The sequence below is a fragment of the Ignavibacteriota bacterium genome (assembly GCA_016707525.1).
GTDB lineage: Bacteria > Bacteroidota > Ignavibacteria > UBA10030 > UBA6906 > JAGDMK01.
The window spans coordinates 241,853-256,715 of the sequence record JADJHP010000001.1; the positions used below are offsets into that span (position 1 = coordinate 241,853).

At 60.9% G+C, this 14,863-nt stretch carries 14 protein-coding genes and 1 pseudogene; all 15 read left to right on the forward strand.

Annotated features, from left to right (window positions below; genetic code table 11):
- Nucleotides 1-16 precede the first annotated feature (16 nt).
- Nucleotides 17-1,633, forward strand: a complete 1,617-nt coding sequence (locus IPI01_00935) for a S41 family peptidase (protein ID MBK7256397.1) — start codon at nt 17-19, stop codon at nt 1,631-1,633.
- Nucleotides 1,633-2,451: a DUF3108 domain-containing protein gene (locus IPI01_00940; GenBank protein MBK7256398.1), complete on the forward strand. Its 819-nt coding sequence runs from the start codon at nt 1,633-1,635 to the stop codon at nt 2,449-2,451. Before IPI01_00935 ends, IPI01_00940 begins: the two co-directional genes overlap by 1 nt.
- Before the next feature lie 9 nt (nt 2,452-2,460).
- Complete coding sequence (locus IPI01_00945; protein MBK7256399.1) at nt 2,461-2,970, forward strand: gamma carbonic anhydrase family protein; 510 nt, start codon at nt 2,461-2,463, stop codon at nt 2,968-2,970.
- On the forward strand, nt 2,967-3,863 hold the full coding sequence (locus tag IPI01_00950; protein MBK7256400.1) for an MBL fold metallo-hydrolase: 897 nt from the start codon (nt 2,967-2,969) through the stop codon (nt 3,861-3,863). Before IPI01_00945 ends, IPI01_00950 begins: the two co-directional genes overlap by 4 nt.
- Before the next feature lie 60 nt (nt 3,864-3,923).
- On the forward strand, nt 3,924-4,481 hold the full coding sequence (locus IPI01_00955; GenBank protein ID MBK7256401.1) for a hypothetical protein: 558 nt from the start codon (nt 3,924-3,926) through the stop codon (nt 4,479-4,481).
- Nucleotides 4,478-4,921: an rRNA maturation RNase YbeY gene (gene ybeY, locus IPI01_00960; GenBank protein ID MBK7256402.1), complete on the forward strand. Its 444-nt coding sequence runs from the start codon at nt 4,478-4,480 to the stop codon at nt 4,919-4,921. The genes IPI01_00955 and ybeY overlap by 4 nt, the downstream gene beginning before the upstream one ends.
- The gene (locus IPI01_00965; protein MBK7256403.1) at nt 4,918-5,376 is read left to right on the forward strand and encodes a DUF494 family protein; all 459 of its coding nucleotides are present in this window, start codon (nt 4,918-4,920) and stop codon (nt 5,374-5,376) included. The genes ybeY and IPI01_00965 overlap by 4 nt, the downstream gene beginning before the upstream one ends.
- Nucleotides 5,376-7,819 (forward strand): annotated as a pseudogene (topA, locus tag IPI01_00970) (type I DNA topoisomerase). The gene IPI01_00965 and the pseudogene topA overlap by 1 nt, the downstream one beginning before the upstream one ends.
- Nucleotides 7,809-8,717 (forward strand): tyrosine recombinase, encoded by a 909-nt coding sequence (locus IPI01_00975; protein ID MBK7256404.1) that lies wholly within the window; start codon nt 7,809-7,811, stop codon nt 8,715-8,717. Before topA ends, IPI01_00975 begins: the two are co-directional and overlap by 11 nt.
- Before the next feature lie 33 nt (nt 8,718-8,750).
- Nucleotides 8,751-9,086: a ribosome-associated translation inhibitor RaiA gene (gene raiA, locus IPI01_00980; GenBank protein MBK7256405.1), complete on the forward strand. Its 336-nt coding sequence runs from the start codon at nt 8,751-8,753 to the stop codon at nt 9,084-9,086.
- The gene (locus IPI01_00985; GenBank protein ID MBK7256406.1) at nt 9,083-10,090 is read left to right on the forward strand and encodes an HPr kinase/phosphorylase; all 1,008 of its coding nucleotides are present in this window, start codon (nt 9,083-9,085) and stop codon (nt 10,088-10,090) included. The genes raiA and IPI01_00985 overlap by 4 nt, the downstream gene beginning before the upstream one ends.
- 183 nt (nt 10,091-10,273) lie before the next feature.
- Nucleotides 10,274-11,248 (forward strand): M23 family metallopeptidase, encoded by a 975-nt coding sequence (locus IPI01_00990; protein ID MBK7256407.1) that lies wholly within the window; start codon nt 10,274-10,276, stop codon nt 11,246-11,248.
- Nucleotides 11,249-11,266: 18 nt separating this feature from the next.
- Nucleotides 11,267-11,491 (forward strand): DUF2795 domain-containing protein, encoded by a 225-nt coding sequence (locus tag IPI01_00995; protein ID MBK7256408.1) that lies wholly within the window; start codon nt 11,267-11,269, stop codon nt 11,489-11,491.
- Nucleotides 11,492-11,601: 110 nt separating this feature from the next.
- Entirely contained in the window at nt 11,602-13,740 is a 2,139-nt protein-coding gene (locus IPI01_01000; protein ID MBK7256409.1) for a BamA/TamA family outer membrane protein, read from the forward strand.
- Nucleotides 13,730-14,863: a DNA polymerase III subunit delta' gene (holB, locus tag IPI01_01005; GenBank protein ID MBK7256410.1), complete on the forward strand. Its 1,134-nt coding sequence runs from the start codon at nt 13,730-13,732 to the stop codon at nt 14,861-14,863. The genes IPI01_01000 and holB overlap by 11 nt, the downstream gene beginning before the upstream one ends.

Genomic DNA, 14,863 nt, shown 5'->3' on the forward strand with positions numbered 1-14,863 from the left:
AACAGGGAGCACGGGAATGCGCAAGCGCTTTTCGTTGGTGACGGTGGGTGTGTTGGTGGTCCTCAGCATGTTGGCCGGGGCCCAGTTGAACGATCTGTTCTCGGGAGACAGCCTCCTCCCGCAGGTCTCGAAGTTCTCCGACGTCCTCAGCATCACCTATAAGTACTATGTCGATGACGTCGACACGCAGAAGCTCACCGAGTCGGCGGTCAACGGGCTCCTCGGACAGCTCGACCCCCATTCCGTCTACATCCCGGCATCCGCGATGGCGAGGGTCACCGAGGATTTTCAGGGGAGCTTTGAGGGTATCGGCGTCGAGTATCAGGTGCTCAACGACACCTTGCTGGTGGTGGCGCCGATCGTTGGCGGGCCGAGCGAGGCACTCGGCATCATGGCTGGCGACAAGATCGTGAAGATCAATGACTCGACCGCGGTCGGGATCACGCAGGAAGGTGTGCAGAAGCGGCTGCGCGGGCCGAAGGGGACAAAGGTCACCGTATCGATCGTTCGATCCGGCCTGAAGGATCCGTTGGAGTTCGAGATCACGCGCGACAAGATCCCGATCTATACCGTGGACGCGTCCTTCCTGGTGGAGCCCGGCGTGGGGTACATCAATGTGAACCGTTTCGCTGCCACCACGCACGAGGAGTTCTTTACCGCAGTGTCCAACCTGCGCGATCAGGGAGTGAAGAGGCTGATCCTCGATCTCCGCAGCAATGCCGGCGGGTATCTGGAGCAGGCGTTCCGGATGGTGGATGAGTTCTTGCCGGGCGGGAAGAAGATCGTGTACACCAAGGGCCGCCGCACGGAGTTCGATGACGAGTTCCTGTCGACCGGGTCCGGGAAGTTCCAGAACCTCACTGTCATCATTCTTGTCAACAACGGCTCGGCCTCGGCGAGCGAGATCGTTGCCGGTGCTGTGCAGGATTGGGACCGCGGTCTGATCGTCGGGGAGACCTCCTTCGGGAAGGGTCTCGTGCAGCGCCAATTCGAATTGAAGGACGGTTCGGCGTTCCGCCTGACCACGGCCCGGTACTATACGCCCAGCGGGCGCCTGATCCAGCGGCCGTACGGTGATGACAAGGCGAAGTATCAGCGTGAGGCGTTCGAGCGTGAGGAGACCGAGGGGGAGAACCTCGAGCATGTGGCGGAGAAGGACTCGACGCGGCCGAAGTACAAGACCATGGGTGGACGCATCGTGTACGGCGGTGGTGGCATCACGCCGGACTACATCGTCAAGTCGGACCGCCTGAACAGTTACACCGCCCAGTTGCGTGCGAAGCAGGTGTTCTTCCAGATCGCCGACAGGATCATGGACCGCCGTGGGGTGGAGATCCGTGCGGCCTATGGCAAGGACGTCGAGAGGTTCGTGAAGGATTTCGTGGTGGACGAAGCGACGGTCGGCGAGATCATCGCGCTCGGTGTGCAGAAGGGTGTCGCGGAGAACAAGGAATCGATGGAGCAGGACCGGCGGTACATCGTGGGGTACACGAAGGCCTATATGGCGCGCGCGATGTGGGGGAACGAAGGGTATGCGCGCGTGATGCTGCAGGAGGATTCACAATTCAAGAAGGCCGTGTCGCTGCTGCCGGAGGCCGAAAAGATCGCCCGAACATTGACGAGTCTGAAGTAGTGAAGCTCACAACACGTCGGGGAGGCTGGGTCCTCCCCGTTCTGTTCCTGTTCGCTGGAACGCCGGCCATGGCCCAGTCGCCGGCACACACCGATCCTCCCTCGCACGTCCTCATGGAGGGCGAGGAACTCACGTACAACGTCCGCTACGCGTTCCTGGACCTCGGTCAGATCCGCATCAAGACGATCGCGCGAGAACGCAAGCCCGGGATGACGACGTTCTCGGGTATCGCGTACATCGACTCCTACAAGAATGTCCCTCTTGTCGATTTGCATGCGATCTTTCAGAGCAAGATCGATTCCACGGTCTTCTCCCGCGGGTTCACCGGGAAGATGAAACAGGACGATGTCTGGGACTTCTCCCGGTATACGTTCGACTATGATCGCCGGATGGTGGCGATGGAGATGGGGCAGAAGGACACGGTGATCGCCCGGCGTGAAACGTTGTGGGTCGATGGCACCTGTCAGGATGGTTTGTCGCTCTTCTTCTACGCGCGGCAGCATCTCTTCGCCGGGCGGGATATGAACGTGCCGGCGATCGTCACCGAGAAGAAAGTGAACACGTTCATCCGATTCGACAAGCGCCGGGACGATGTGGAGGTCGATGCGGTCGACTATCCCATCGATGTGGTGGGATTTGAAGGGAACGCGGAGTTCGTCGGGATCTTCGGCCTGACCGGGGGATTTGATGGATGGTTCTCCAATGACGAGGCACGCGTACCGATCGTCGCCCACATGAAGGTGATCCTCGGGAGCGTTACCCTCGAACTCATGTCGTGGAAGCGTCCCGGCTGGGCGCCGCCCCGTGCCACCAACTGAGCAGGTGCCATGCACATCATCACCCATCACGGCGTCACCCCGCGCATCCACCCGTCGGTGTTCGTGGCAGCGGGCGCCTGTGTGATCGGTGAGGTGGAGGTCGGCGAGGATGCCAGCATCTGGTTCAACAGTGTGTTGCGTGGTGACATCAACGCTGTCAGGATCGGCGCCCGGACGAATGTCCAGGACGGCTGCATCCTGCACGTGACGGCGCAGTATCCGGTGGAGATCGCGGAGGATGTGACCCTCGGCCATCAGGCCATGATCCACGGCTGCAGGATCGGCCGGGGAACCCTTATTGGCATGAACGCTGTTGTGCTTGACGATGCACAGGTGGGCGAACAGGCGCTCGTCGCAGCCGGGTCCGTCGTGAAGGAACATTTCGTTGTCCCGGATGGCATGCTCGTCGCGGGCGTGCCGGCGAAGATCATCCGGCCCCTGACGGATGATGAAAAGCGCGCCCTGCAGGATTCGGCTGACAGATACGTGCGGTATGCGCGGAGCTATGACCGGCCATGAAACTCAGGTTCTGGGGTGTACGCGGGTCGATCCCTTCACCCGGCCGCGATACGGTCAGGTATGGAGGGAACACGCCGTGCATCGAGGCACGGCTTTCGGACGACCACATCGTGATCTTTGATGCGGGGACCGGTCTCCGGGGGCTCGGGGATGCGCTGATGGCGACGGGCGCATCGGTGAACGCCTATCTCGCGATCAGTCACCCGCACTGGGACCACATCCAGGGGTTCCCGTTCTTCAAGCCGGCGTTCGTGGCGGGGAACGAGTTGACGATCATCGGTGCGCAGACACGGAACATCACGCTGCGCCAGGTGATCGCATCGCAGATGGACAAGGTGTATTTCCCGATCCAGTTGAACGAACTGAAGGCGAAGATCCGCTTTCAGCCCGTGCGTGAGGAGACGGTGCCGGTGTTCGGGGGCACGCTGACCTCGCAGTACCTGAATCATCCGGCGTTCGCGCTCGGGTTCCGTCTGTCGTATGGCGGCAGATCGATCGTGTACATGACCGACAATGAACCGTTCGACCGCGAGGTTGCGCGCACCGCGAAGAATGTGGACCGGAACATTGTTGACCTGTTCATGGCGCAGAAAGGTGACCCGAACCAGCGCGTGTTCGACTTCGCGCGGGGTGCGGACATCCTGATCCATGATGCGACGTACACGCCGGAAGAATACCTGCAGCACGTGGGGTGGGGGCACTCGGACTACCTCTTCGCGCTGAAGGTCGCCTCCGAGGCCGGCGTCGGGAAACTCGTACTGTTCCATCACGAACAGACACGAACGGATGACCGGCTCGACGAGATCGTCCTGAAGTGCAGGAAAGAGATCACGCAGCGGGGATACAACTTCGACTGTCTTGCTGCGGCAGAAGGGTTGGAGTTGGACTGGTGAGGCAGGAGGCAGCTTGACAATCAGCCTATTCATGGCTATTATCCACCAGATGAGGATCGCATGGCGTTTTCGATAGGACCGTCCGACATCAAGAAGCTGGAGAAGGTCTTCGGCGTACCGGCGCGGACGATCGGGGACAGCATTCGTTTCGAGCTTGCGCCGGCGGAAGAACACCGGAAGCTCGCGCTGGAGATCTACGCGCAGATCCCGATCGGACATCGGAAAGGCACGCTCGTCTCCGTATATACGGAGAACGCGCACCTGCAGCTCCATTTCTGTTCGGGCTATGTGGTGAGCGATCTCCTCGGCGAAGTGACGTTCGTTGCGGAACAGGATGGCAAGGTGTCGGGACTGATCATCGAGCGGCAGGGCGGGTGTTCGCTCTTCGCCAATGTGGACCGCTCGCTGGTCTCCGGGGACTTCACGCAGCTCGGGCCGGAAGTGATGTTATCCGGCATCGCACTGTCGCTGACGGACGGGATCCTGGATCAGGGTGCGGACGCCGCGCCGCCGAAGTCTGCGCCGCGCCGTTCCGCCGCCAGGCGTACCAAAGGAAAGAAGGCCGCGGTCAAGAAGGTGCGGTCCACACGAACGAGGAGCAAGGCCTCGCGGGCATGATCACCATCCAGGTGGTGAACGCCCACGGGAGCCGGAGGATGCCGCGCACGCTGCTCAGGGATGCCGTGCGGGCGGCGCTGGAGGGTGAAGGGGTGCGCAGTGCGGTCATCAGTATCGTCGGTGTCAACGACGGGCGTTGCAGACGCCTGAACAGGACGTTTCTGGGGCATGACTACGTGACCGACGTCATCAGTTTTCCGCTGGAAGATGTGCCGCGGTTGGAAGGGGAGATCTATATCAATCTGGACCGTGCCCGTGTGCAGGCAGGGGAGTACAGCGTCAGCACACGGCACGAACTCGCCCGCCTCGCAATTCACGGAACGCTCCACCTGACCGGGTTTGATGACCGGACGCGTGCCCAGGCCGTACGGATGCACGCGCGCGAGGATGCGGTTCTTGCGCGGCTCCGCCGCCGGCGGGCGAAGAGAGGAATTGCATGAAAGAACGTGTTGTTGAGATACTGGTATTCCTGATGACCGAGTTGCGGGACGACAAGCAGCTGCACGACATCGATCTGGCGCCGTTGCGCGACCGGGGGTACACGACCTCGGAGATCAGTGCGGCATTCAGCTGGTTGTACGAGACGATGGGAGCGGGTGGTGCGGAATCGACTTCCCACGCCCGTGCTGCCCGCGGCTCGCGCCGCATCTTCCATGAGGTGGAGCGCAGTGTGCTGTCGCGGGAAGCCCAGGGGTACCTCATCCAGCTGGCGGAACTCGGGCTGCTGGATGACCGTGATATCGAGACGGTCATCGAACGTGCCATCGGCACGGGATACGCGGGGCTCTCGGTACTGGAGGTGAAGGAGATCGTGGCTGCGGTGTTGTCTTCCCGTGAGCGACCCGGCGTTGCCGGAGGCCATTCGATGTTGAATAATGAGGATACGATCCACTGATGGCGGCAAAGAAAAAGACCGCGGCGCCCGCGGAGACGCTCCCTGCAGATGAGAGTGTCGCGCCCAAGAGGCGTAAGCGCGCAGTTGCTGCAGATAAGGATACGGTGGGCACGGCTCCGGTCGTTGAGGAGACCGCCGCCCCGAAGCGGCGCAAGCGTGCCGTCATCGCGGACACCGATACGAGTGGGAAGGCCCTGATCATTGTTGAGTCGCCGGCGAAGGCCAAGACCATCAACAAGTACCTCGGCAAGAACTTCCACGTCGAGGCCTCGGTCGGGCACATCAAGAACCTGCCGAAGAGCAAGATCGGCATCGATGTGGAGAACGGCTTCACCCCCGAGTACGAAACGATCACGGGGAAGGATGACGTGATCAACCGTCTCAAGAGCCATGCCGCGAAGGCCACGTCCGTGTATATCGCGACTGACCCTGACCGTGAAGGCGAGGCGATCGCGTGGCACATCGCCCGGGAGGTCGAGGGGTGCGCGAAGAACATCTACCGCGTGCTCTTCCATGAGATCACCGAGCGCGGGATCGCCGAAGCGATGGAAAAGCCGTCGCGCATCGACGAGCATCTTGTGAATTCCCAGCAGGCACGCCGCGCGATGGACCGCCTGGTCGGTTACAAGGTCTCGCCGTTCGTCTGGAAGACCGTCTACTACGGCCTGTCCGCCGGCCGCGTGCAATCCGTTGCCGTCCGCCTGATCTGCGAGCGCGAGGCGGAAGTGAACGCGTTCATTCCGCAGGAATACTGGTCGATCATCGGCGAGTTCACCGCTGCGGGGAGCGAGCCCTTCCTGGCGAAGCTGTTTAAGGTGGAAGGCGAGGACCCGACGATCGGGGACCGGACCACGGCGGAAGGGTACGTGAACGCCATCCGCGCGCAGCAATTCGCGGTGGCCGACGTCCAGAAGAAGCCGGTACGCCGCAACCCGCCGCCGCCATTCATCACGAGTACGTTGCAGCAGGAAGCCGCCCGGCGGCTCCGCTACCCGGCCAAGCGGACGATGATGTTCGCGCAGAAACTCTATGAGGGCATCGAACTCGGCGAAGAAGGACGCGTCGGCCTCATCACCTACATGCGTACCGACTCCACGCGTTTGAGCGACGACGCCGTGAAAGAGGTGCGCGAGTACATCTATCAGAACTACGGGAAAGAATACGTCCCCCCGAGGCGCGGCAGTTCAAAAAGGGGAAGTCCTCACAGGACGCCCACGAAGCGATCCGCCCGACGTCGATGAAGTACAGTCCGAAGGAGGTCAAGAAATTCCTCGAACCCGAGATGTTCGCGCTGTATGAGCTGATCTGGAACCGCTTCGTGGCGTGCCAGATGAGCCAGGCGATCGCCGAACAGACCACCGTCGACATCAAGGGCGGCGAGTATACCTTCCGGGCGACGGATTCGATCCCGACATTCCGCGGGTTCCTGCAGGTGTACGACGATCTCGTGGATGAGACGGAGAAGCTGGCCGACGAGGATCCCTCATCGAAGCTGCCGGGCCACCTGCGTGCGGGTGATCAGGCGGCGCTGACGAACCTCATCCCCAATCAGCATTTCACGAAGCCCCCGGGGCGGTTCACGGAATCGAGTCTGGTGCGTGAACTGGAAGCCCTCGGTATCGGGCGCCCGAGCACGTACGCGCTCATCGTGGATACGATCCAGGCACGCAAATATGTGGAGCAGCGCGAACGCCGCCTGTATCCCACGGAGCTGGGCAAGGCGGTGAACCGCCTGCTCGTCCAGAACTTCCCGCATATCTTCACCGTGGGCTTCACCGCACGGATGGAAGAGGAGCTGGACACCATCGCGTCGGGGAAGCAGACGTACGCCCAGGTGATGGAGGACTTCTACCATCCGTTCGTGCGAGACCTCGAGGGTGTCGACAAGAACAGCGCGGCGATCAAGAAGTCGATGCAGGAAGCCACCACCGAGGTCTGTGAGACGTGCGGCAAACCCATGATCATCAAATGGGGACGGAATGGCAGGTTCATGGCGTGCAGCGGCTATCCGACCTGCAAGACCACGAAACCGCTCCCCGAAGAAGCGGAACTGACAAAGCATGCGGTCGGCATCAAATGCGACCAGTGCGGCGGCGACATGGTGGTGAAGGGCGGGCGGTTCGGTGCGTTCCTCGGCTGCTCGAACTATCCGACGTGCAAGAACACGCGCCCGCTCTCCATCGGTGTGAAGTGTCCGCGCTGCAAGGATGGCGACATCATCGAGCGGAAGACGAAACGCAAGCGGGTATTCTACGGATGTTCGAAGTATCCGGATTGCGATTTCGCATCGTGGGAGAAGCCTGTGGCACGTGCATGCGATACGTGCGGCAACGAGTACATGGTCCAGAAGTACAATCAGACGCGCGGCGAGTTCCTCGCGTGCCCGTCGTGCAAGGCGGAGATCGCCCGTGACGAGGTGGCACCGGCGGTGAATGAAAGGTGAGCGTACGCAGAACACCGGGTACATCGCAACATTCCTGAGCTATCTGGCGGCGGAGCGGCGATACTCGCCCCACACCATCCTCGCCTATACGGAGGACCTCGCGCAGTTCGACGAGTTCCTCGTCGCTGCAGGGCGGACCATTGAGGATGCGGACCACATCCTCATCCGCCGTTTTCTGGGTGTCCTGCTGGACCGCGGCCTGGAGAAATCCACCGCCGCGCGGAAACTCGCCTGTGTCCGCTCACTCTACCGTTTCCTCCGGCGTCGCGGGTTGCGCGACACCAATCCCACGTTGCTCGTTGCCACGCCCCGCAGGGCACGCCGTCTTCCGACATTCCTCGATGAGCAGACGATCGGCACTGTGCTCGGGCTCCCCGACAGGTCGACGCCCCGCGGAGTGCGCGATGCCGCCATCCTTGAAGTGTTCTACAGTACCGGGTTGCGCCTGAGCGAGTTGCTCTCGTTGCGTCCTGCGGATATGCAGATGCGCGAGCGCGTGCTCAAGGTGACCGGCAAGGGGAGCAAGCAGCGGATCGTTCCTTTCGGTGTGAAGGCAGGAGAGGCGGTCCAGGCCTGGCTCAGGGCCCGCCCGGAGCTTCTGCAGGGCAGGCCGGATCCGGGGACGCTGTTCCTCTCGGACCGCGGGAAGGCACTCAGTCCGAAGGGCGTCAATATCATCGTCAACAGGTACATCCGCAGCGTGTCGGAATTGCGCAAGACCAGTCCTCACGTATTGCGGCATACATTCGCTACACATCTTGTGAACCGGGGGGCGGACCTCCAGGCGGTGCGGGAGCTCCTCGGCCACGCGAGTCTTTCGACGACGCAGATCTATACCCACGTGGGCATCGATCGGTTGAAGAAAGTCTATACCCAGGCGCACCCTAAAGGAACGTGATACTCGTTCAACGTGACTGAAAGGAGATCCACCATGAACATTACCTTCACCGCGCGGCATTTCCGGCCTCATCCTGACATCAAGGAGCATGCGCTGGACACCGTGAAGAAGCTTGGGAAGTTTTTCGATGGCATCGTTGCTGCGAATGTCATTTTGAGTTACGAACGTGCGGTCAATAGCGTGAAGGAGGCCGAGATCAATCTGCACGTCCATGGTGGCGTGCTGACGGCCAAAGTGAAAACGGACGACTATCACAAATCCATCGATAAGGCGGCAGAGAAGTTGACGCTGCAGCTCGAGAAGTATAAGACGAAGTTGCGTGCGAAGGACAAGGTCAAAGTACGTTCGATCAAGGAAAAAGAAGCATGAAGGTCGATCCGGGCGGGGAAACGCGGAAGCGCAGCATCACGGTCGGGTTCCTGTACGAGACCACGTGCGAGAAGTTCAAGCTCCAACAATTGAACGGCGAGAGCGGCTTTGCGAATGAGGTCAAGGACAAGAACCTGCACCGGCCCGGGCTTGCGTTGGCCGGGTATGTCGAACTGTTCACCTTCGATCGCGTCCAGATCATGGGGAACACGGAGATCCGGTACCTGAAGTCGCTGGAACCGCTGGCGCGGCACCTGGCGTTCACGACCCTGCTCGAGTTCACTATTCCCTGCATCATTCTGACGAACGGAAATACGATCGAAGACGGGCTCCTTGAGGCCGCGGCCGCCAAAGGGATCCCCGTCTTCGGCACGCCGTTCAGCACGACGAAGATCGCGTATCTGCTGGCCGACTTCCTTGACGACCAGTTCGCCCCTCAGATGGTGATGCATGGGTCGCTGGCCGACGTCTACGGGGTCGGGGTATTGCTCATCAGCAGGTCGGGCATTGGGAAGAGCGAGATCGCTCTGGACCTGGTGGAGCGGGGGCACAGGCTGGTGGCCGATGATGTGGTCATGATCACCCGGAAGGGGGAGGGGATCCTGATCGGGGCCGGAACCGACCTGGTGAAGCATTTTATGGAGGTTCGTGGGCTCGGACTCATCGATGTGCGGAGTATGTTCGGCATTCGTGCCATCCGATACCACAAAAGGGTCGAAATCGTCATAGAATTGGAAGAATGGCGGCCTGACCAGGATTATACGAGGACCGGGCTCGACGACCTCACGGTAACCATGCTGGATGTGGATATTCCGCTTGTAAAATTGCCAATCTTCCCCGGTAAGAATGTAACCGTGATCACAGAGGTCATCTCGCTGAACTACTTGCTGAAGCATTACGGCTATGATGCTGCCAAGGTCTTCGCAAAGCGTTTGGAGAGCATGATCGGTCAGAAGGCCAAAGGTAGCCGGGCAATCGACTATTTTGAGCATGATTTCGAGTGAAAACTCAAGTTTTCGCTTGACATCACTCTGGAAATTCTTTATTTTTCCGCTGCATTTGCAGAAACCTCCTCATGTGGGCGTTGGGCAGCAGGCGTTGGAAGGGGGTGACCCCGTGTTGTGTGATGTGGCACATCGTTTGCGATTCCCTCAGCGGGTCACTGCGGAAAAACAAAGGAGGTACCGATGTTCCGAAATATGAGGTTCTTTGTTTTCTCCGGCACGTCTCTCGATCTGCGCGAGATCCGCTTTTTCAAGAGCAAGCTTCTTGGATCCGGTCTGGTGTTTGGTGTGCTGTTTCTTGGTGTGGTCTTCGTGGGCAATATGCTTGCGGGCGACGTGTTGGGTATCGGCTATGGCCAGATCTCGTCGCTTTCAACCGAGAATCGGCTCCTGAAGGAGCATATCAGGGATCTCGGCAAGAAGCTTCAACTCGTGCAGCAGACGCTGGAGGATCTGTCGGAGAGGGGGAATGAGTTGCGGCTGATGGCGGACATGCGTCGTATCGATGATGATACCCGGTCGGCCGCAGTGGGCGGTGCCGCACCCGCAGCGACAAATCCGTTCCTCACGGGGGAAGCAAGTGTTATCCTGTCGGAGTCCCGTTCGCTCATCGAACGGCTCAGCCGGGAGGTGAAGTTGCAGCAGCAGAGCTATGCGGACATTCAGTCGCGGATGGAGCAGAACAAGGCCTTCTTCTCGCACCTTCCCGCCATCAAGCCGATGGCCGGCGGGTACACCGTCGGTGGTTTCGGTATGCGCCTGCATCCCGTGCTGCATGTCTATCGTATGCACTATGGTCTTGACATTATCAACGACGTGGGCACACCGGTGTATGCTTCCGGCGATGGCGTCATTCGTACGGCAGGACGCACGCAGGGAGGTCTCGGAGTGCTCGTGGAAATTTCACACGGTTATGGCTACGCCAGTCTGTATGCGCACCTTTCCCAGGTTCATGTATCGCCCGGGCAACAGGTGAAGCGGGGTGACCTGATCGGGCGGTGCGGTCGCACCGGCCTGGTGAGTGGCCCCCATCTGCACTACGAGATCCGCCGCGGCGGCGTGAGCCAGAACCCCGTGGATTTCTTCTTTGACGACATCGATGCGGCGCGCTACCGGGCCATGCTTGCACAGTCCGGAACCAACAACGCGCAGCAGTAGCACACACGAGGTGAAGCTGTGATCTGGACAATGGAACTTGCATCGTATCTCGACGATGCGCCGTGGCCCGCAACGAAGGATGAGCTCATCGATTACGCGATGCGCACCGGGGCGCCGGTCGAGGTGGTGGAGAATCTGCAGGAGCTGGAGGACGGCGAAGAGCCCTACGACAGCATGGAGGATATCTGGCCTGATTATCCCACCGGTGAGGATTTCTTCTACGAGGATGAAGGCGAGTACTGACACGCCCGGCGGCGCGTTGATTCTCTGCTCCAAATTCATTACGTTACAAACCCAGCCACCGGCTGGGTTTTTTTATGTGAACTGGCGATCAACTCCCGGCAACTACGAGCGTGACACATCCACCGACCCGCAATGCTGCTGCCCTGTGTGCATGGTGGTGCGCCTGCCTCGCCACCCTGCTCGCGTGCACCTGCGCCGTCTGCCCGGCCGCCCCGGGCAGCGCCCCGCAATCCGGTAACCGCCAGCTCGAGATCTCCTCGATCACCCTCGAAGGCAACGAATCCTTCACGACCGGCGAACTCCGCGCCCAGATGACCACCCGCGAGACGCCGGGATGGTTCAACAAATTCCTCTACTCCTCGATCAGTGAACGCCTCGGCCGGAAGAATGAGTACTTCAACGCCATAGGCTTCGGCGCCGATTGCGAACGGCTGAAACGCTTCTATGAGAACCGCGGGTTCTCCCTGGTGCGCATCGATACGCTCCATCGCGTGAACGCGGACAACGGAAGCGTGGACCTGGTCGTCAGGATCACCGAAGGGTACCGTTCCCTCATCGAGCAGGTGAAGTACCAGGGGGTCGTCGATCAGCCGCCCACCGTGAAGGAGGACCTTGCGGGCTCGCCGAAGATCTATCCCGGTGATCCCTATTCGAGCATCCTCCTGGAGGAGGAGGTCCGCCGGGTGCTGCGCATCTTCGCCGACAACGGGTTCGCGAACGCACGCTTCCTGCAGGACAGCTCCTACGCCCGCCGCTACACGAGCTCCAGGAACTACTTCGTGAAGCTGGTGTTCGATCCCGGGCACCGTTACCTCTTCGGTGACATCACGATCCGGCAGGAGGTGGACACGCTGCGTGGCGAGGCCACCCGCGACGATATCACGGATGAGATCATCCGTCGCCAGCTCGATTATTCTCCCGGTGAGTTCTTCAGCCTGTCGCGCCGTTTGAGCAGCGAGCGGAACCTGAACCGCATGGGCGTGTTCGACCTCCGTTCCATCGAGACGTTCATTCCGCCTGCGACGGACTCCAGCATCTTCGTCCCCAGCAGGGTGACGATACGACCGCGCGACAAGCATGAGCTCGCCCCGGAACTGGTGATGAGCGATCAGGACGGCGCGTTCAACCTCGGTGCCGGCCTCGGCTACACGAGCCGGAACTTCCTCGGCGGCGCGCGGATCTTCAACGCGCGCGTCCGCTTCCAGTCGCAGACCCTCGGAAAGTTCCCCGACTATTTTGCCGTCGACAAGGATGCCGTGTCGACCCTCGACCTCACCTTCGAGTTCGTCCAGCCCTACGTCTTCAACAACAAGACGAAGGGGACCTGGTCGCTGTCGTACATCCTGGACAAGCAGAAGCCCTACCTGCAGACGATCGTGCGCAACAGGTTCGGGTTCACCAGCCAGTTCGCGGAGTTCACGTCGGGCAACCTGGAGTGGACGCTGGAAGCCGTCGAGCTGAAACGGAACAGGACGTTCGAAGAGTCTCTCAGCGATCCGGTGATCCTGGCACAGGTGAGGGCCTTGCAGGCGCAGCAGTTCAACTCGATCCTGTCGTTCACCATCCAGCGCGATTTGACCAATGACCTGTTCTCGCCGTCGTCCGGGTTCGTACACGCCCTCACGGTGGAAGAGGCGGGGCTCCTGCCGCTGGTGCTCAAGAATGTGTTCCCGCAATTGCCGTTCACGCAGTTCCTTCGCGCCGTGATCGTCGGACGCTGGTATGCGGACAGGACCGACCACCGGTTCTTGATCCTTGCCAGCAAAGTGAAGGCCGGCATCGAAGGCAAGTACGGGGCGAACAAGAACGATACCACGCAGATCCCGCAGACCCACCGCTTCTACGGCGGCGGCGGCAGCAGTATCCGGGGCTGGGCATCGCGCAGTCTCATCGCGAGCGGCGAACCGGGGCTGGGCGGGAACGTCTCGATCGAAGCGAGCCTCGAAGCGCGCGTGAACGTCCTGCAGAGTCTCCGTGATGGCTGGTTGGACAAGACGTGGGTGGTCGGATTCGTGGATGTTGGCAATGTGTGGGGAGAGATCAAGGACTTCCGGCTCAACACTGTTGCCGTTGCCACCGGCGTCGGTATCCGATACGAGACGCCCTTCGGGCCGTTCCGTCTGGACTGGGGGATCCGTGTGTTCGATCCCGCCGCGCCCAAGGGACAGCAATGGATCACCGAACGGCGTCTGCTCAAAGAGACCTTCCAGGCAGGGGTGTTCCATTTCGGGATCGGCCATGCCTTCTGACCATCAGACATCCATGCCCTGGCCGCGCGTGCTCGGGCAACGGCGCGTCAAGCTCCTGCTCCAGAATGCGATGCGCACTGCGCGCCTCCCTCACGCCTACCTGTTCCACGGCCCCGAAGGGGTCGGCAAGGATGCCATGGCCATCGAATTCGCACGTGTGCTGCAGTGCGAGAACGGCGGCGTGGAGGCATGCGGGAAATGCGACTCCTGTGCGAAGATGGCGACACTGCAGCATCCCGATGTGCACCTGATCACCGCTCTGCCGGTGGGCAAGAATGAAGAGGGCGGCGATGGCCCGTTCGACCGTCTGACGCAGGAAGAGATGAAGGCCGTGCGGTCGGAGTTCCTGGCGAAAGCGCAGGATCCGTATCACCGGATCGGCATCCCGCGCGCGACAGGCATCAAGGTGAACAGCATCCGCGAGATACGGCGCGAAGCACCGCTGGCAAGCGCGGGAAACAGGCGGCGGATCTTCATCCTGTCGAATGCGGATATGCTCGCGGATGTGGCGGCGAACACGCTGCTCAAGACGCTGGAAGAACCTCCCGCGCACTGCATGTTCATCCTGACCACATCGTACCGGGAGGAACTGCTCCCCACGATCCTGTCGCGCTGCCAGCAGGTGCGGTTCGACCCGCTGTCCGATGCGCAGATCCAGGATGCACTCATGAGCCGGGATGGCGTGGAGGCGAACCACGCGGCGCTCCTGGCCCGGCTGTCAGGCGGGAGCTACTCGCGCGCACGCGAGTTGACGGGTGATGACCTGATGGGGGAGCGCGAGCATGTGCTGGAGTTCGTGCGACGCACCGTGGCCGGTCATCATGCAGATGTGGGGAAGATCATCGACACGGTGACCGATGAAAAGGACCGGACGCGGGTGACACGCTTCCTGCATCTCCTGCTCCTCTGGTTCCGCGATGCACTCGTCCTGGGGAAACAGGGGAGCATCATCAATATCGACCAGCGCGAACCGCTCGAACGGTTCATCGGACGCTACCCGGCTGCCGATATCCCCGTCATCCTCGCGGACATCGACCGGGCGATTTCGCTTGTGGAAAGAAATGTCTACATTAAACTGATCCTGTATAACCTGGCAGGACAGATGAAAGCCAATATCCGTTGA